The organism is Flavobacterium selenitireducens (genome assembly GCF_014748335.1).
Lineage (GTDB): Bacteria > Bacteroidota > Bacteroidia > Flavobacteriales > Flavobacteriaceae > Flavobacterium > Flavobacterium selenitireducens.
In genome coordinates, this window is record NZ_JAAVIY010000018.1 from 1 (window position 1) to 18,122 (window position 18,122).

Below are 18,122 nucleotides of genomic sequence, written 5' to 3' on the forward strand. Positions count from 1 at the left end.
GGGCGGCCGCAGGCCGCCCCGAACCCTTAAAAGATATAGCGGACAGCCCGACGGCGGCGAAACTATCTTACTTTTATGGAGCGAATTCCCGAACCGCCGGCACGCCAAAAAATAATTAGTCATTAATCGTTATCCATTGCTAATTAATTGTATCTTTGCCGCCAGAATTTTAACGAAAGGAGGTGTCCACATGCTAATCATACCAATTAAAGACGGAGAAAACATTGATCGCGCGCTTAAGCGCTACAAGCGTAAATTTGACAAAACCGGAACTGTACGTCAGTTGCGTGCGCGTCAGGCTTTCGTAAAACCATCTGTATCGCGTCGTATGCAGGTTCAAAAAGCAGCCTACATCCAGCACATGAAGGACGGCCTCGAAAACTAGTCAATCCTGATTTAAAACGATAAGAACCGTTTGCCTATCTTTGGGCAAGCGGTTTTTTTTATGCAGTCGAATTTCGAAGCTTTCGCGGATTACTTGGGCAAGGAGAAAAAATATTCCATGCACACGCTCACGGCTTATATGGCCGATCTCGCGGAATTTTCGTCGTTCGCGGAACTGGAATTCGGTGATGCGGATGTCGATAGTGTCGGTTACGGGCAAATTCGTTCGTGGATCGTTTCGCTCGTAGAAGCGGGAATATCGAATACGTCGGTCAACCGAAAAATAGCGTCGTTGAAGGCGTACTATAAATTTCTGCTGAAGATCAAACAAATCGAGGTCAATCCTTTGCTCAAGCACAAATCGTTGAAAGCGCCCAAAAAACTCCAGATCCCGTTTTCTGAGAACGAACTCGACGCGGTGCTTCACCAAATTGAGTATCCGCCGGGTTTTGAAGGGATTCGCGACAAGCTGGTCATCGATTTGTTTTACGGCACAGGGATGAGGCGCACGGAGCTTATCCATCTTAAGATGTCAAACGTTGATTTGTCGGCGGGTACTTTGAAGGTGGTCGGCAAGCGCAACAAAGAGCGCATTCTTCCTATTTTGCCAATACTTTCACAACAGTTGCGTGCCTACATTTCTGAACGTGCGCAATTACAACAGATTACCGACAACGACCTGTTCTTCTTGTCGTTAAAAGGCGTTAAATTGACGGAATCTTTTGTTTATCGGATGATAAATGGCTACTTTAGTACTGTGTCGGGCAAGGTAAAAAAAAGCCCTCACATCCTTAGGCATACGTTCGCGACGCATTTGCTCAACAACGGTGCCGACCTAAATTCAGTAAAGGAATTATTGGGACACTCCAGCCTCGCATCGACCCAGATTTATACGCACAGCAGTTTGGCTGAGCTCAAACAGGTTCATGGGAATGCGCATCCTCGAGGTCAACGTGATTCCTAAGTTTAACCATAAAAATTTTGATTATGAAGGTCAATGTGCATGCAGTTAACTTTAATGTCGACGGAAAACTGGTAGATTTCATTCAGGAGAGAATGGATAAATTGGAAAAGTATTACGACAGAGTTGTTTCTTCGGACGTATTCCTGAAAGTGGATAACGTAAGCGAAAAGGAAAATAAGATCGTGGAACTCAAAATTCATGTTCCGGGAGATGATTTCATAGTAAAGAAACAATGTAAAAGTTTTGAGGAGGCGGTTGACTCGTGTGCGGAATCGGCGGAACGTTTACTGATGAAACGAAAGGAGAAAATCAGGGCTCACATCTGATAAAAAATTTCTGAAAAATGTTTTGATTACCAAATTAATTGATATACATTTGCAGTCCGTTAGAAATAGCGGACTTTTTTTATGAATAATGCCGGTGTAGCTCAGCTGGCTAGAGCAGCTGATTTGTAATCAGCAGGTCGTGGGTTCGAGTCCCTCTATCGGCTCAAGAGAATGGAAAAGTTGTCAGTTTTTACTGATTTGTTCTTTAAGGTATTGAAATAAAAAAGGTTAGGGGAGATACTCAAGCGGCCAACGAGGACGGACTGTAAATCCGTTGAGCAATCTTCGCAGGTTCGAATCCTGCTCTCCCCACAAAGCTTTTTATTTTCAACGCGTCGAAAGTTTTACTTTCGTAAGCAGGTGAAAATAAAAAGCTTTAGTAAGGCTCCGCCTTACAGGATCACCGAAGCGTAGCGGAGGTAATCCCGTGGGGAAGTGGATGGAAAACAAGCAATTGTTGAGATCTCCGCCTTACAGGATCACCGGAGCGCAGCGGAGGTAATCCCGTGGGGAAGCGGATGGGAAACAAGTAATTGTTAAGCTCCGCCTTACAGATCATCGAAGCGTAGCGGAGGTAATCCCGTGGTGAAGTGGAAGTTCATTGGTTGTGTCGATTTGTTGAATAGTGCAGGTCGATCTTGAATGAAATAAAGAGCTTCTCGAGCCGATAGTTAAGTCAATTTCGGGCGAAGCGAGAAACCTGATTTAAGTGTGGTCCGAGCGAAGCGAGGACCTAAAAAAATAGAAAATTCCGAGCGCAGCGAGGAATTTTCGCGGATAAATGAAAAAAAATAAAGGGTTCTCCCTTACGGAAATCACCTCAAATTGAAAACTGGAATTCAGTTTTCTTCAATAGGGATAAAAACGTAAAAACCCTCAAAATATAAACTACCGGTGTCTGCCGATAGTTTTTGGTTTTCTTCGGAAAGCCTAGATTCTAAATCTTTGAACGTAGACAGCTTCCACTTGTCTGCGTTCAAAATTAGAGTTGAAAATTACCTTGCCGGTGTAGCTCAGGGGTAGAGTGCTTCCTTGGTAAGGAAGAGGTCACGGGTTCAAATCCCGTCATTGGCTCAATTTTGAATTTGAACACTAATATATAACTAAGATTAAAATCATCTAAAATGGCAAAAGAGAATTTTAACCGGAACAAGCCGCACCTTAATATCGGTACTATCGGCCACGTTGACCACGGGAAAACTACTTTGACTGCTGCTATCACTAAGGTATTGGCGGAAGCCGGTTTTTCTAAGACGGCAGCTAAATCTTTCGACCAGATCGACAACGCTCCGGAAGAGAAAGAAAGAGGTATTACTATCAATACTTCACACGTTGAGTACGAAACTGCTAACCGTCACTACGCTCACGTTGACTGTCCAGGTCACGCGGATTACGTAAAGAACATGGTTACCGGTGCTGCTCAGATGGACGGTGCTATCCTTGTAGTTGCCGCTACAGATGGTCCTATGCCACAAACTCGCGAGCACATCCTTTTGGGTCGTCAGGTTGGTATTCCACGTATCGTTGTTTTCATGAACAAAGTGGATATGGTTGACGATGCTGAGCTTTTGGAGCTTGTTGAAATGGAAATCCGCGATCTATTGTCATTCTACGAATACGATGGAGATAACGGACCGGTTATCCAAGGTTCTGCTTTGGGTGGATTGAACAACGATCCAAACTGGGTTCCTAAAATCCTTGAATTGATGGAAGCTGTTGACCAGTGGATCGAAGAGCCGGTGCGTGACAACGCTAAGCCGTTCCTTATGCCGGTTGAAGACGTGTTCACGATCACAGGTCGTGGAACTGTTGCTACAGGTCGTATCGAAACAGGTGTTGCCAACACAGGTGACCCGGTTGAAATCATCGGTATGGGTGCTGACAAATTGACTTCTACAATCACAGGAGTTGAGATGTTCCGCAAAATCCTTGACCGTGGAGAAGCTGGTGACAACGTAGGTCTTTTGCTACGTGGTATCGATAAAGCTGACATCCGTCGCGGTATGGTTATCATCAAGCCAGGATCTGTTAAGCCACACGCTAAATTCAAAGCTGAGGTTTACATCTTGAAAAAAGAAGAAGGTGGTCGTCACACGCCATTCCACAACAACTACCGTCCACAGTTTTACGTGCGTACAACTGACGTAACCGGAACTATCCAGTTGCCGACAGGAGTTGAGATGGTTATGCCAGGTGATAACTTGACTATCGAAGTTACATTGTTGTCTCCAATCGCTTTGAGCGTAGGTCTTCGTTTCGCTATCCGCGAAGGTGGACGTACAGTTGGTGCAGGACAGGTAACTGAAATCCTTGACTAATTACAATTAGCAAATATAAAACCAGCAGCACTCCCTTGATGGCTGCTGGTTTTTAACAAACGGGTGTAGTTCAAGGGTAGAATAGCGGTCTCCAAAACCGTTGATGGGGGTTCGAATCCCTCCACCCGTGCAAAAAAAAATTAAAGACCATGAGTGTTTTTAAATACGTATCCGAATCGTTCGAAGAATTGAAATCGAACGTAACCTGGCCAGAGTGGGCAGAAGTCCAAAAGTACACGATCGTCGTGGCTTTGTTTTCTGTGCTGTTCGCTTTGGCGACCTGGGGAGTAGATGAGGCTTGTGCCAAAGCTATCGCCACAATGTACAATTGGTTAAAAGGATAAAAGGCTCGCGATGACAGAAAGTAGTGTGAAAAAATGGTATGTGGTCCGCGCCGTAAGTGGTCAGGAAAACAAGGTTAAGAATTACATCGAAACGGAGATCAACCGTCTCGGGATGGGTGACCATATCTCTCAGGTATTGGTTCCGACCGAAAAAGTGGTCCAGGTTCGCGATGGAAAAAAGATCACCAAAGACCGCGTATATTTCCCGGGATATGTGATGATCGAGGCTAACCTTATCGGAGAAATCCCGCACATCATCAAATCCATTACGGGCGTTATCGGATTTTTGGGCGAAGTTAAAAACGGAGATCCCGTTCCATTGCGTATTTCAGAAGTGAACCGCATGTTGGGCAAGGTCGACGAACTTTCGGTCAAGACAGACGGCCAGGCTATTCCGTTCAACATCGGTGAGACTGTAAAGGTTATCGATGGTCCGTTCAACGGATTCAACGGAACGGTTGAAAAGATCAATGAAGAAAAGCGCAAGCTTGAGGTCATGGTGAAGATCTTCGGACGCAAAACACCGCTGGAGCTTAGCTTCATGCAGGTTGAAAAAGTATAATTTGTTACATTTTATATAATCACATCAATCGCTTCCAATTGATAGATGTGCTAAATTTTTTAAACAATGGCTAAAGAAGTTAGTAAAGTAGTTAAACTACAAGTAAAGGGAGGTGCTGCGAATCCGTCGCCACCGGTTGGACCTGCTTTGGGAGCTGCTGGGGTTAACATCATGGAGTTCTGTAAGCAGTTCAACGCTAGGACACAGGATAAGCCCGGCAAGATTTTGCCTGTACAGATTACCGTGTACAAAGACAAGTCGTTTGACTTTGTCGTAAAAACTCCTCCTGCTGCTATCCAGTTGATGGATGCCGCGAAGCTAAAGTCCGGATCGGGTGAACCTAACCGTAAAAAAGTGGCTAGCGTCACTTGGGACCAAATCAGAACAATCGCTGATGATAAGATGGCAGATTTGAATGCCTTCACCATCGAGAAAGCAATGAGCATGGTCGCAGGTACTGCAAGGTCAATGGGTATAACCGTAACGGGAGATGCTCCGTTCTAATTCCAGGAAGTAAGACATGGCAAAATTGACAAAGAAGCAAAAAGAAGCTGCTTCGAAACTCGAGAAAAACAAGTTGTACTCTTTGAAAGACGCGTCTGCTTTGGTTAAGCAAATCGCATCTGCAAAATTCGATGAGTCAGTGGATATCGCGGTACGTCTGGGCGTAGATCCACGTAAAGCGAACCAAATGGTACGTGGAGTGGTAACGCTTCCACACGGAACCGGTAAGGACGTTCGCGTTTTGGCGCTCGTTACGCCGGACAAAGAGGCTGAGGCCAAAGCTGCTGGTGCTGACCACGTAGGTTTGGACGACTACCTTCAAAAGATCAAAGACGGTTGGACTGATATTGATGTGATCATCACGATGCCAGCTGTTATGGGTAAACTTGGACCGTTGGGACGCGTTTTGGGTCCACGTGGTTTGATGCCTAACCCTAAAACCGGTACTGTTACCATGGACGTAGCGAAAGCTGTTGCCGAAGTAAAAGCTGGTAAGATCGACTTTAAAGTGGACAAGACAGGAATCGTACACGCCGGTATCGGAAAAGTATCTTTCGACGCTGACAAGATCACTGAGAACGCCCACGAAATCATCCAAACACTAATCAAACTGAAGCCGACTGCGGCCAAAGGAACTTACATCAAGAGCATCCACTTGTCTAGCACAATGAGCCCTGCGATTCCTTTGGATACCAAAGCTGTCTAAGTAGTAAAGTTTTAATCATGACTAGACAAGAAAAATCACAGGTTATCGAAGACTTGACTGCTCAGTTGGCAGGAACGAATGTTGTCTATTTGACAGACATCTCCGGTCTTGACGCAGAAACGACTTCTAACTTAAGAAGATCTTGCTTTAAAGCGGGTATCAAACTAGAAGTAGTTAAGAATACTTTGCTTGAGAAAGCGATGGAAGCTGCTGAATTCGATTACGGTCAATTGCCGACCGTTCTCGCTGGAAACTCAGCCATCATGATCTCTGAGAACGGAAACGCTCCAGCAAAGATCATCAAGGAATTCCGCAAGAAATCCGACAAGCCTCTTTTGAAAGGTGCTTTCATCCACTCAGCTGTCTTCATCGGAGACAACCAGTTGGACGCATTGATTGCCCTTAAGTCGAAAGACGAAGTTATCGGAGAGATCATCGGTCTTCTTCAATCTCCTGCCAAAAACGTTGTTTCTGCCCTTAAATCTGGTGGAAATACGATTGCAGGACTTGTTAAAACGTTGTCTGAAAGATAATTTGAAAATTTGGGAATTTGGAAATTTGAAAATGGTTTTGTTACCGGTATTCAAATAAACAAATAAACGAATCAACATCAGACAACACCCAGCCTTCGCGCACTATTTATAAATTATATTTTACAAACTATTTTTTAAAAACGATAGAAAAAATGGCAGATTTGAAACAATTCGCAGAACAACTAGTTAACCTTACAGTAAAAGAAGTTAACGAACTTGCTACAATCCTTAAAGACGAGTACGGAATCGAGCCTGCAGCTGCTGCTGTAGTTGCTGGTCCAGCTGCTGGTGGTGGTGATGTTGCCGCTGCAGAAGAGCAAACAGAATTCACAGTTGTATTGAAAGATGCAGGTGCTTCTAAACTTGCTGTAGTTAAAGCGGTAAAAGAACTTACTGGTCTTGGATTGAAAGAAGCTAAAGATCTAGTAGATGCTGCTCCTGCAAACGTAAAAGAAGCAGTCTCTAAAGATGAGGCTGAAGGTTTGAAAAAATCTTTGGAAGAGGCTGGAGCTGTAGTTGAGCTTAAATAAGCCCAACCGCTTTATATAAGCTAGGTTTAGGCCTTGGGAAAGCTCCCAAAGGCCTAAACCATTTTTCGTATAATGAATTTTTATTCGGTTTGATACCGCATAAGTTTAGGATACAAAGAAATTGTTGATCGTTACGAAGAAAAAAATGGACAAGTTTACTTTCGGTCCTTTTAAAGATGTAGCGATTTTAATAAAAGAAAGTATGGATTGCACCGTGTTTCTACACAAAGTATTACTTTTTTTAAATCAAAATTTTGTCTATTGATGATAACAAATCAGAATGAAAGATTGAATTTTGCCTCCACTAAGAACATCCCGGCATACCCGGATTTCCTCGATGTTCAGGTAAAATCTTTCAAGGACTTCTTCCAGCTGGAAACCAAATCCGACGAAAGAGGCAACGAAGGTCTCTACAATACCTTCATGGAAAACTTTCCGATCACTGACACAAGAAATCAGTTCGTATTGGAATTCCTCGATTATTTTGTCGACCCGCCGCGTTATAGCATTCAGGAATGTATAGAGAGAGGTCTGACGTACAGCGTGCCGTTGAAGGCGCGTCTCAAATTGTACTGTACAGATCCGGAACATGAAGATTTTGAAACGATAGTGCAGGATGTGTACCTCGGTACGATTCCTTACATGACGCCAAGTGGTACGTTTGTTATCAATGGCGCCGAGCGTGTAGTTGTATCCCAACTTCACCGTTCACCAGGCGTTTTCTTTGGGCAATCTTTCCACGCCAACGGAACCAAGCTTTACTCTGCAAGGGTAATTCCGTTCAAAGGCTCCTGGATCGAATTCGCTACCGACATCAACAACGTGATGTACGCCTATATCGACCGTAAAAAGAAATTGCCGGTTACGACGCTTTTCCGTGCTATCGGATTCGAGCGCGACAAGGACATCCTTGAGATCTTCGACCTTGCTGAAGAGATCAAAGTTTCCAAAACCGGACTTAAGAAATACATCGGACGTAAACTTGCCGCACGTGTATTGAATACATGGCACGAGGATTTCGTAGACGAGGATACGGGAGAAGTCGTATCTATCGAGCGTAACGAGATCATCCTCGACCGCGACACCTTGATCGACAAGGACAACGTGGAGGAAATCATCGAAGCCAACGTGAAGTCGATCTTGTTGCACAAGGAAGACAACAACCAGGCAGATTACGCGATCATCCACAACACGCTTCAAAAAGACCCGACGAACTCGGAGAAAGAAGCCGTGGAGCACATCTACCGCCAATTGCGTAACGCAGAACCGCCTGATGAGGAAACAGCACGCGGCATCATCGAGAAGTTGTTCTTCTCCGACCAGCGTTACAACCTGGGCGAAGTAGGTCGTTACAGGATGAACAAAAAATTGAACCTTGATATTCCTATCGAAAAGCAAGTCTTGACGAAAGAGGATATCATCACCATAGTAAAATACCTTATCGAACTCATCAACTCCAAAGCGGAGATCGATGATATCGACCACTTGTCAAACCGTCGTGTTCGTACGGTTGGCGAGCAATTGTCACAACAATTCGGTGTCGGTTTGGCACGTATGGCCAGAACGATCCGCGAGCGTATGAACGTCCGTGACAACGAGGTATTTACACCAATCGATTTGATCAACGCGAAAACACTTTCGTCCGTAATCAACTCGTTCTTCGGAACCAACCAGTTGTCTCAGTTCATGGACCAAACGAACCCGCTTGCCGAGATCACGCACAAGCGTCGTCTTTCCGCACTTGGGCCAGGCGGTTTGTCACGTGAGAGAGCAGGATTTGAGGTGCGAGATGTACACTACACGCACTACGGTCGTTTGTGTCCGATCGAAACTCCTGAAGGTCCGAACATCGGTTTGATCTCGTCGCTTTCGGTTTATGCGAAAGTAAACGGAATGGGCTTCATCGAAACGCCATACCGCGAGGTCGTCAACGGTAAAGTAGATTTGGCTTCAGAGCCGATTTACCTATCTGCCGAAGAAGAAGAAGGAAAATTGATCGCCCAGGCGAATATTGAAATGGAAAACTCAGGAACGATCACTGCCGACCGCGTCATTGCGCGTGAAGAAGGCGATTTCCCTGTCGTCGAACCGACGGTCATCCATTATACCGACGTTGCTCCTAACCAGATCGCATCGATTTCCGCATCGCTTATTCCGTTTTTGGAGCACGATGATGCGAACCGTGCGCTCATGGGATCGAACATGATGCGTCAGGCCGTGCCATTGTTGCGTCCTGAAGCTCCTATCGTTGGAACAGGTCTCGAAAGACAAGTCGCTTCCGATTCCCGCGTTCTCATCAACGCCGAAGGAGACGGGACTTGCGTATACGTCGATGCACAAATCATCACGATCAAGTACGACCGCACTGAAGAAGAGCGTTCGGTATCTTTCGATCCCGATGAGAAAACGTATCAACTCATCAAATTCCGCAAGACCAACCAGAGTACTTCGATCAACCTCAAGCCGATCGTCCGCAAAGGCGACCGCGTCAAGCTTGGACAAGTTCTTTGCGAAGGATACGCGACACAAAACGGTGAGCTTGCTCTTGGCCGTAACCTTCAGGTGGCGTTCATGCCATGGAAAGGGTACAACTTCGAGGATGCGATCGTAATTTCTGAGAAAGTTGTCCGTGAAGATATTTTTACGTCTATCCACGTTGACGATTATTCTCTCGAAGTACGCGACACCAAATTGGGTAACGAAGAATTGACGAACGATATTCCTAACGTTTCCGAAGAGGCCACGAAAGACCTTGACGAAAACGGTATGATCCGCATTGGGGCTGAAGTGAAGCCTGGCGATATCCTTATCGGAAAAATCACGCCTAAAGGAGAATCCGATCCGACTCCGGAAGAGAAACTACTTCGCGCGATTTTCGGTGATAAAGCCGGAGACGTAAAAGACGCTTCATTGAAAGCTTCTCCATCGTTGCACGGTGTGGTCCTCGACAAGAAATTGTTCGCCCGCGCCATGAAAGACAAGCGCAAACGCACCAAAGACAAAGATGATTTGGGCGCGCTTGAAATGGAATTCGAAGTGAAATTCGTCGAATTGAAAGACAAATTGGTCGACAAGTTGTTCAACATCGTAAACGGTAAAACGTCTCAGGGTGTCATGAACGATTTGGGTGAGGAAGTCCTTCCGAAAGGAAAGAAATACACGCTCAAAATGCTTCACGCCGTAGAAGATTTCGCTCACCTTTCAAAAGGTCAGTGGGTTGCTGACGACGAGACGAACAAGCTTGTAAACGATTTGATCCACAACTATAAGATCAAGCTGAACGACTTGCAAGGTGCTTTGAGACGTGAAAAATTCACGATTACCGTCGGTGATGAATTGCCAGCGGGAATCCTGAAACTCGCCAAAGTTTACATCGCCAAGAAGCGCAAGCTGAAAGTGGGTGATAAGATGGCGGGACGTCACGGAAACAAAGGTATCGTTGCCAGAATCGTCCGCGAAGAAGACATGCCATTCCTCGAAGACGGAACTCCGGTAGACATCGTATTGAACCCGCTTGGCGTACCATCGCGTATGAACATCGGGCAGATTTACGAAACCGTACTCGGATGGGCAGGTAAGAAACTCGGCAAGAAGTTCGCCACGCCAATCTTTGACGGAGCGTCCCTTGACCAGATCAACGACCTTACCGATGAGGCAGGTGTTCCAAGATTCGGACACACTTACCTGTATGACGGAGGAACCGGAGAGCGTTTCCACCAGCCGGCGACAGTAGGTGTGATCTACATGCTGAAACTCGGACACATGGTCGACGACAAAATGCACGCGCGTTCTATCGGACCTTACTCACTTATCACGCAACAGCCGCTTGGAGGTAAAGCCCAGTTCGGTGGTCAGCGTTTCGGAGAGATGGAGGTTTGGGCGCTCGAAGCATATGGTGCGTCGTCTACATTGCGTGAGATCCTGACTGTGAAGTCGGATGACGTAATCGGACGTGCCAAGACTTACGAAGCTATCGTGAAAGGCGAAACCATGCCAGAGCCTGGATTGCCGGAATCGTTCAACGTATTGATGCACGAGCTCAAAGGTCTCGGACTCGATATACGTTTGGAAGAGTAAATTGTTTAACGTTTAAAGTTTAAGGTTCGGTACGTTCTGAACTTTAAACTTTAAACCTTGAACTTTAAACCCTTCGAAAACTTTCAATTTAATATCAGTTATTATGACAATGAATAACAGAAAAGATAAAAACACAACAATCAAAAGGTTCGATAAGATCTCGATTGGTCTCGCTTCTCCGGAGTCTATCCTGGCAGAATCGAGAGGCGAGGTTTTGAAGCCTGAAACCATCAACTACCGTACGCACAAACCAGAGCGCGACGGTTTGTTCTGCGAGCGCATTTTCGGGCCTGTGAAGGATTTCGAATGCGCGTGCGGAAAGTACAAGCGTATCCGCTACAAAGGGATCGTTTGCGACCGATGCGGAGTCGAGGTTACCGAGAAGAAAGTGCGTCGCGACAGGGTCGGACACATCAACCTTGTCGTGCCTATCGCCCACATCTGGTACTTCCGTTCGCTTCCGAACAAAATCGGTTATATCCTTGGGCTTCCGTCGAAGAAGCTCGATATGATCATCTATTACGAGCGCTATGTCGTCATCCAGCCTGGTATCGCAAAGCATCCTGACGGAGAAACGCTTTCAAAACTCGACTTCCTTACAGAAGAAGAATATCTGAACATTTTGGATACGCTTCCTCAGGAAAACCAATACCTCGACGAAAACGATCCGAACAAGTTCATCGCCAAAATGGGTGCTGAATGTATCATGGATTTGTTGGCGCGCACAGATCTTGACGCACTTTCTTACAACTTGCGCCACTCTGCGAACAACGAAACGTCGAAGCAACGTAAAACTGAGGCGTTGAAGCGTCTACAGGTTGTGGAATCATTCCGCGAGGCTAATGAGAACCGCGAGAATCGCCCCGAGTGGATGATCATGAAAGTGGTTCCGGTGATCCCGCCTGAATTGCGTCCGTTGGTGCCGCTTGACGGTGGCCGTTTCGCGACTTCGGATTTGAACGACCTTTATCGTCGCGTCATCATCCGCAACAACCGTTTGAAGCGCCTTATGGAGATCAAAGCTCCTGAAGTGATCTTGCGCAACGAAAAGCGTATGTTGCAGGAATCTGTAGATTCACTATTCGACAACACACGCAAAGCTTCCGCAGTAAAAACTGAATCGAACCGTCCGTTGAAATCCCTTTCGGATTCCTTGAAAGGTAAACAAGGTCGTTTCCGCCAGAACTTGCTCGGTAAGCGTGTCGACTATTCGGCTCGTTCGGTAATCGTCGTAGGACCTGAATTGAAATTGTACGAATGCGGTTTGCCGAAAGACATGGCCGCAGAACTATACAAGCCGTTTGTGATCCGCAAGCTCATCGAGCGCGGAATCGTCAAAACGGTAAAATCTGCAAAGAAAATCATCGACAAGAAAGAGCCTGTCGTTTGGGATATCCTGGAAAATGTCATCAAAGGACATCCAGTTCTCCTGAACCGTGCCCCAACGCTTCACCGTTTGGGAATCCAGGCGTTCCAGCCGAAATTGATCGAAGGAAAAGCGATCCAGCTTCACCCGTTGGTCTGTACGGCTTTCAACGCGGATTTCGATGGTGACCAGATGGCGGTTCACTTGCCACTTGGGCCTGAGGCTATCCTTGAAGCACAATTGTTGATGCTTGCGTCACACAACATTTTGAACCCTGCGAACGGCGCTCCTATCACGGTTCCTTCCCAGGACATGGTTCTCGGTCTTTATTACATGACCAAAGAGCGTTTGTCAACGCCGGAGCACAAGATTTTGGGTGAAGGTCTGACGTTTTATTCTGCGGAAGAGTGTAACATCGCGTTGAACGAAGGACGTGTCGAATTGAACGCCCGTGTGAAAATCCGCGCGAAAGATTTCAACGAAAATGGAGAGCTCGTTTACAAACTGATCCAGACTACCGCAGGCCGCGTCTTGTTTAACGAAGTGGTTCCTGAAGAAGCAGGTTACATCAACGACGTTCTGACGAAGAAAAACCTTCGCGATATCATCGGTCACATCCTGAGCGTAACCAACGTTCCTACAACGGCTGCTTTCTTGGATAACATGAAAGACATGGGATACAAGTTCGCATTCCGCGGAGGTTTGTCGTTCTCTTTGGGCGATATCCGCATCCCGGAACAAAAAGGCCAGTTGATCGCAGACGCGAGAGAGCAGGTTGAGGGCATTTCGATGAACTACAACATGGGTCTTATCACGAACAACGAGCGTTACAACCAGGTCATTGACATCTGGACGTCTGCCAATGCGCAGCTTACCGAGATGGCGATGAAGAACATTCGCGAAGACCAGCAAGGTTTCAACTCGGTATATATGATGCTTGACTCTGGAGCCCGTGGTTCCAAAGAGCAGATCCGTCAGCTTACCGGTATGCGTGGTTTGATGGCCAAGCCGAAAAAATCGACTGCCGGTGGTGGGGAAATCATCGAGAACCCGATCCTTTCCAACTTTAAGGAAGGTCTGTCGATCCTCGAGTATTTCATCTCTACCCACGGTGCGCGTAAAGGTCTTGCCGATACCGCCTTGAAAACGGCCGATGCGGGTTACCTTACCCGTCGTCTGCACGACGTTTCACAAGATGTTATCGTCAATCAGGTAGATTGCGGAACATTGCGTGGCGTTGAAGTCATGGCGTTGAAGAAGAACGAAGAGGTCGTGGAAACTTTGGGAGAGCGCATTCTCGGACGCGTTGCCCTTCACGATGTCGTGAACCCATTGAACAATGAAGTCCTTGTGACCGCCGGTGACCAGATCACTGAGGCGATCATGAAAAATATCGAAGAATCTCCGGTTGAAGCCGTTGAAGTACGGTCACCGCTTACGTGCGAATCCCACAAAGGAATCTGCGCCAAGTGCTACGGACGTAACCTTGCTACAGGTCGTATGACCCAAAAAGGAGAGGCTGTCGGTGTCATCGCCGCTCAATCGATCGGGGAGCCGGGAACTCAGTTAACGCTTCGTACGTTCCACGTTGGTGGTACGGCGGGTAACATCTCTGAGGAATCGAGCATCATCGCCAAATTCGGCGGACGCATCGAAATGGAAGACCTCAAAACGGTCAAAGGTGAAGACAGCGAAGGCAACACGGTCGATATCGTCATCTCTCGTTCGACTGAATTGAAATTGATCGACGTCTCGACAGGCATCCTGTTGAGCACGCACAATATCCCTTACGGATCGAGCATTTTCGTAAAAGACGGAGACGTCGTTGAAAAAGGTGCCGTGATCTGTAAGTGGGATCCGTACAACGGCGTTATCATCTCCGAGTTTACCGGTAAAGTAGCTTATGAAGATCTTGAGCAAGGACAATCGTTCCAGGTCGAGATCGATGAGCAGACCGGATTCCAGGAGAAAGTAATCTCTGAAGGACGTAACAAAAAGCTCATCCCGACGCTTTTGATCTACGGAAAAGACAACGAATTGATCCGCTCTTACAACTTGCCTGTCGGCGCCCACCTTATGGTTGACGACGGTGAGAAAATTAAAGCAGGTAAAATCCTCGTGAAGATTCCGCGTCGTTCGTCTAAAGCGGGCGATATCACCGGAGGTCTTCCACGTATTACCGAGCTTCTCGAAGCGCGTAACCCATCGAACCCGGCTGTCGTTTCTGAAATCGACGGTGTGGTTTCCTTCGGTAAGATCAAACGCGGTAACCGCGAGATCGTGATCGAGTCGAAATTCGGCGATGTCCGCAAATATTTGGTGAAACTTTCGAACCAGATTTTGGTTCAGGAGAATGACTTCGTAAAAGCGGGTATGCCACTTTCTGACGGTGCGATCACGCCGGAAGACATCTTGAGAATCCAAGGCCCGTCTGCAGTTCAGCAGTATTTGGTCAACGAGATCCAGGAAGTGTACCGTTTGCAGGGAGTTAAGATCAACGACAAGCACTTTGAGGTGGTCATCCGTCAGATGATGCGCAAAGTACAGGTCCAGGATCCGGGCGATACGTTGTTCCTTGAAGATCAACTCATCCACACGAAAGACTTCATGATCGAGAACGACAAGCTCTACGGAATGAAAGTCGTTGAGGATGCTGGTGATTCGGACAACCTGAAACCAGGCCAGATCGTAACGCCACGCGACTTGCGCGATGAGAACTCTTTGTTGAAGCGCAATGACAAGAACCTTGTTGTTGCCCGAGATGCGGTTGCGGCTACGGCCACTCCGATCCTACAAGGTATCACACGTGCATCGTTGCAGACCAAGTCGTTCATCTCGGCTGCATCGTTCCAGGAAACGACCAAAGTCTTGAACGAGGCTGCAGTTGCAGGAAAAGTCGATACGCTTGAAGGCTTGAAAGAGAACGTCATCGTAGGTCACAGAATCCCTGCCGGAACCGGTATGCGCGAATACGACAACACGATCGTAGGTTCGAAAGAAGACTACAACGAAATGATGGCTAACAAAGAAGAATACAACTATTAATCATGTCTGATAATAATAATCAACAACAAGGGCAAATCAACATTGAGCTCGACGAGGCGACGGCCCAGGGAATTTATTCCAACCTGGCCATCATCAACCACTCGGCTTCGGAATTTGTCGTCGATTATGTTTGTATCATGCCGGGTACGCCCAAAGCCAAAGTAAAATCGAGGATCATCCTGACGCCTCAACACGCTAAGCGATTGTTGAAAGCGTTGGCCGAAAATATCCAAAGATTCGAATCGGCCCATGGCGAGATAAAGGAGTTTGAACAAGCGCCGATACCGTTGAACTTCGGTCCGACGGGACAGGCGTAAAACAAACCCTGTTCAACACAAAGGCTGCGAGAGATCGCGGCCTTTTTTTATGGATCGGGTTGTCGGAAAAATCATTCATAAAAAAGTAAATATCCGACATTGTCATTTTCCATATGACGTAGTTTATCGACTTCTTGCATTTTTTTGATAATGAATTGTTAATTTATTTACATTAGCTGCCGCAAACTGTCATTTCGGGTGTTTGGTTATCGTCGAGACCGCGGTAGCCGCGCAGTAAGGAAGGGCTTGCTACAACTTAACTGATATTCTTATATGATTAAACTTTTACTTTCGACAAGTCGATTGTTATGTGCTGCGCTCCTGTTGACAGGATTTGGCGCAGTTGCCCAATCGGCAGGCATCAACACTTCTTTTATCGTGTTGGGTATCAATGGAGGTTCCAATGCTTATTACGACCTTCAGGCGACCACGTCAAACCCTGACTTCAACGGCGCCAATCTCGGGACTTTCTGCCAGGGAAGCGCCAACGGGCTGCGTCTCAGGGGCGCAGAACACAACGTTTACAAATGCAATGGTTGCGACCTGACCAGTACCCGAATTTATTACAGGATTTATCTTACGGCTTCCGGGCCGTCGGGAGCATTTTCGAACCAAGCCATTCCTTTTGCGGCAGGCGGCAATAACGGTTGCGGTGGGCAGGACCAGCAATGGGCTACGACCGCGTTGAACATCAACCTCCTCAACGGATTGGCCGCCGGCAATTACACGCTCGAAGTGTATTCGGATGCGTCGGTCACTTGCTCCGGCGGAACGGTTTACGCAGGCAATGGCGGAGCCAATTACAAAGCTAGCTTCTCCATCGGTGCGAACGTTACATATTACTTCGACAACGATGGAGACGGATTTGGAGGAACATCGCTTTCCCAGGTAAGCTGTTCGGGCGCTCCTGTCGGATACGTAGCCAGTAACACGGACTGCAACGACAACAACGCCAATCTTTACGTATTGGGATCGGTTTACATCGATGCCGATGCAGACAATTTCGACGACGGTTCGGTTTTGCTTTGCCACGGAGCTGCCGAACCTAACGGTTTCTCGTTCATTACCAACGGTACGGATTGCAACGACACGAATGCGAACCAATTCCAGTCGGCTACACTTTATATCGACAACGATGGGGACGGATATAACACGGGTTCCGAAACCATTTGCTACGGCACTACCGTTCCTGCGGGCTATACAAACCAAGACAACGGCTCCGATTGCGACGACAGCGATGCTTCCGTTTACCGTAGCGGTGACCTGTTCGTAGACAACGATGGCGATGGCTTCAACACAGGTGAAATGGTGACCGTTTGTTACGGCGCTTCGATTCCAGCTGGTTATACCGACCAGGACATCGATATCGACTGTGACGACAACACGCTTGAATATGTGGATGCGGATGGAGACGGCTTCGGCTCGAACACGTTTGCAGCATGCGGAGGCGTCGCCAACAACGACGATTGCAACGACAACAATGCAAACATAGGCGCCGGAGGCATCACTTATTACGCTGATGCGGACGGGGACGGCTTCGGAAATCCTCAAGATTCGATCACGAGCTGCACGCCGGTCGCGGGCTACGTGACCAACGATGACGACTGCGACGACAATCAAATCCTATACGCGGATCTCGACGGGGACGGCTTCGGAAACGGTGCTTCCCAGGCAGCTTGCGGCGTATCGAACGCAGATGACTGTAACGACAACGTGATCTTCTACCAGGATCTTGACGGAGACGGATTCGGCTCTGACGTACAGGTAGGTTGCGGCGTGTCCAACAGCGACGACTGCGACGACAATCAAATCCTATACGCGGATCTCGACGGGGACGGCTTCGGAAACGGTGCTTCCCAGGCAGCTTGCGGCGTATCGAATGCAGATGACTGTAACGACAACGTGATCTTCTACCAGGATCTTGACGGAGACGGATTCGGCTCTGACGTACAAGTGGGTTGCGGCGTTTCCAACAGCGACGACTGCGACGACAATCAAATCCTATATGCGGATCTCGACGGGGACGGCTTCGGCAACGGTGGATCTCAAGTGGCGTGCGGCGTGGCGAACAACCTCGACTGCAACGACAACGTGATTTTCTACCAGGATCTTGACGGAGACGGGTTCGGCTCTGACGTACAAGCAG

At 47.4% G+C, this 18,122-nt stretch carries 13 protein-coding genes, 4 tRNA genes and 1 pseudogene; all 18 read left to right on the plus strand.

What is annotated here, in order from left to right; translation table 11 throughout:
* The first annotated feature begins 190 nt into the window (after positions 1–190).
* Complete coding sequence (rpsU, locus tag HC229_RS15915; RefSeq protein WP_191021501.1) at positions 191–385, plus strand: 30S ribosomal protein S21; 195 nt, start codon at positions 191–193, stop codon at positions 383–385.
* Between the two features lie 60 nt (positions 386–445).
* Complete coding sequence (locus HC229_RS15920; protein WP_191021502.1) at positions 446–1,348, plus strand: tyrosine-type recombinase/integrase; 903 nt, start codon at positions 446–448, stop codon at positions 1,346–1,348.
* A 23-nt stretch (positions 1,349–1,371) separates the two neighbouring features.
* Positions 1,372–1,674, plus strand: a complete 303-nt coding sequence (gene hpf / locus HC229_RS15925) for a ribosome hibernation-promoting factor, HPF/YfiA family (protein ID WP_191021503.1) — start codon at positions 1,372–1,374, stop codon at positions 1,672–1,674.
* Positions 1,675–1,764: 90 nt separating this feature from the next.
* Positions 1,765–1,838, plus strand: a tRNA-Thr gene (locus HC229_RS15930).
* Positions 1,839–1,905: 67 nt separating this feature from the next.
* Positions 1,906–1,986: transfer RNA gene (locus HC229_RS15935), tRNA-Tyr, on the plus strand.
* A gap of 690 nt (positions 1,987–2,676) precedes the next feature.
* Positions 2,677–2,748, plus strand: a tRNA-Thr gene (locus tag HC229_RS15940).
* Positions 2,749–2,798: 50 nt separating this feature from the next.
* The gene (tuf, locus tag HC229_RS15945; RefSeq protein ID WP_191021504.1) at positions 2,799–3,992 is read left to right on the plus strand and encodes an elongation factor Tu; all 1,194 of its coding nucleotides are present in this window, start codon (positions 2,799–2,801) and stop codon (positions 3,990–3,992) included.
* 59 nt (positions 3,993–4,051) lie between these two features.
* Positions 4,052–4,122, plus strand: a tRNA-Trp gene (locus tag HC229_RS15950).
* A gap of 19 nt (positions 4,123–4,141) precedes the next feature.
* Positions 4,142–4,336 (plus strand): preprotein translocase subunit SecE, encoded by a 195-nt coding sequence (gene secE, locus HC229_RS15955; protein WP_191021505.1) that lies wholly within the window; start codon positions 4,142–4,144, stop codon positions 4,334–4,336.
* 10 nt (positions 4,337–4,346) lie between these two features.
* The gene (nusG, locus tag HC229_RS15960; protein ID WP_191021506.1) at positions 4,347–4,898 is read left to right on the plus strand and encodes a transcription termination/antitermination protein NusG; all 552 of its coding nucleotides are present in this window, start codon (positions 4,347–4,349) and stop codon (positions 4,896–4,898) included.
* 66 nt (positions 4,899–4,964) lie between these two features.
* Positions 4,965–5,402, plus strand: coding sequence for a 50S ribosomal protein L11 (gene rplK / locus HC229_RS15965; RefSeq protein WP_191021507.1), 438 nt, complete (start codon positions 4,965–4,967; stop codon positions 5,400–5,402).
* Between the two features lie 16 nt (positions 5,403–5,418).
* Positions 5,419–6,108, plus strand: coding sequence for a 50S ribosomal protein L1 (gene rplA, locus HC229_RS15970; RefSeq protein WP_191021508.1), 690 nt, complete (start codon positions 5,419–5,421; stop codon positions 6,106–6,108).
* A 17-nt stretch (positions 6,109–6,125) separates the two neighbouring features.
* The gene (gene rplJ / locus HC229_RS15975) at positions 6,126–6,641 is read left to right on the plus strand and encodes a 50S ribosomal protein L10 (protein ID WP_191021509.1); all 516 of its coding nucleotides are present in this window, start codon (positions 6,126–6,128) and stop codon (positions 6,639–6,641) included.
* A 152-nt stretch (positions 6,642–6,793) separates the two neighbouring features.
* Positions 6,794–7,171, plus strand: a complete 378-nt coding sequence (gene rplL / locus HC229_RS15980; protein WP_191021510.1) for a 50S ribosomal protein L7/L12 — start codon at positions 6,794–6,796, stop codon at positions 7,169–7,171.
* A 264-nt stretch (positions 7,172–7,435) separates the two neighbouring features.
* Positions 7,436–11,248 carry a DNA-directed RNA polymerase subunit beta gene (rpoB, locus tag HC229_RS15985; RefSeq protein ID WP_191021511.1) on the plus strand — a complete coding sequence of 1,271 codons (3,813 nt, stop codon included), beginning with the start codon at positions 7,436–7,438 and terminating at the stop codon, positions 11,246–11,248.
* Between the two features lie 109 nt (positions 11,249–11,357).
* Positions 11,358–15,659 carry a DNA-directed RNA polymerase subunit beta' gene (gene rpoC / locus HC229_RS15990; protein WP_191021512.1) on the plus strand — a complete coding sequence of 1,434 codons (4,302 nt, stop codon included), beginning with the start codon at positions 11,358–11,360 and terminating at the stop codon, positions 15,657–15,659.
* A 2-nt stretch (positions 15,660–15,661) separates the two neighbouring features.
* Entirely contained in the window at positions 15,662–15,976 is a 315-nt protein-coding gene (locus HC229_RS15995; protein WP_191021513.1) for a DUF3467 domain-containing protein, read from the plus strand.
* Positions 15,977–16,249: 273 nt separating this feature from the next.
* A pseudogene (locus tag HC229_RS16000) lies at positions 16,250–18,122 on the plus strand (hypothetical protein); the annotation flags it as partial.

What these genes read in the sequence shown, in the direction of transcription:
- rpsU (WP_191021501.1), top strand. Translation starts at nt 191, where the DNA reads ATGCTAATCATACCAATTAAAGACGGAGAAAACATTGATCGCGCGCTT.
- HC229_RS15920 (WP_191021502.1), top strand. Translation starts at nt 446, where the DNA reads ATGCAGTCGAATTTCGAAGCTTTCGCGGATTACTTGGGCAAGGAGAAA.
- hpf (WP_191021503.1), top strand. Translation starts at nt 1,372, where the DNA reads ATGAAGGTCAATGTGCATGCAGTTAACTTTAATGTCGACGGAAAACTG.
- tuf (WP_191021504.1), top strand. Translation starts at nt 2,799, where the DNA reads ATGGCAAAAGAGAATTTTAACCGGAACAAGCCGCACCTTAATATCGGT.
- secE (WP_191021505.1), top strand. Translation starts at nt 4,142, where the DNA reads ATGAGTGTTTTTAAATACGTATCCGAATCGTTCGAAGAATTGAAATCG.
- nusG (WP_191021506.1), top strand. Translation starts at nt 4,347, where the DNA reads ATGACAGAAAGTAGTGTGAAAAAATGGTATGTGGTCCGCGCCGTAAGT.
- rplK (WP_191021507.1), top strand. Translation starts at nt 4,965, where the DNA reads ATGGCTAAAGAAGTTAGTAAAGTAGTTAAACTACAAGTAAAGGGAGGT.
- rplA (WP_191021508.1), top strand. Translation starts at nt 5,419, where the DNA reads ATGGCAAAATTGACAAAGAAGCAAAAAGAAGCTGCTTCGAAACTCGAG.
- rplJ (WP_191021509.1), top strand. Translation starts at nt 6,126, where the DNA reads ATGACTAGACAAGAAAAATCACAGGTTATCGAAGACTTGACTGCTCAG.
- rplL (WP_191021510.1), top strand. Translation starts at nt 6,794, where the DNA reads ATGGCAGATTTGAAACAATTCGCAGAACAACTAGTTAACCTTACAGTA.
- rpoB (WP_191021511.1), top strand. Translation starts at nt 7,436, where the DNA reads ATGATAACAAATCAGAATGAAAGATTGAATTTTGCCTCCACTAAGAAC.
- rpoC (WP_191021512.1), top strand. Translation starts at nt 11,358, where the DNA reads ATGAATAACAGAAAAGATAAAAACACAACAATCAAAAGGTTCGATAAG.
- HC229_RS15995 (WP_191021513.1), top strand. Translation starts at nt 15,662, where the DNA reads ATGTCTGATAATAATAATCAACAACAAGGGCAAATCAACATTGAGCTC.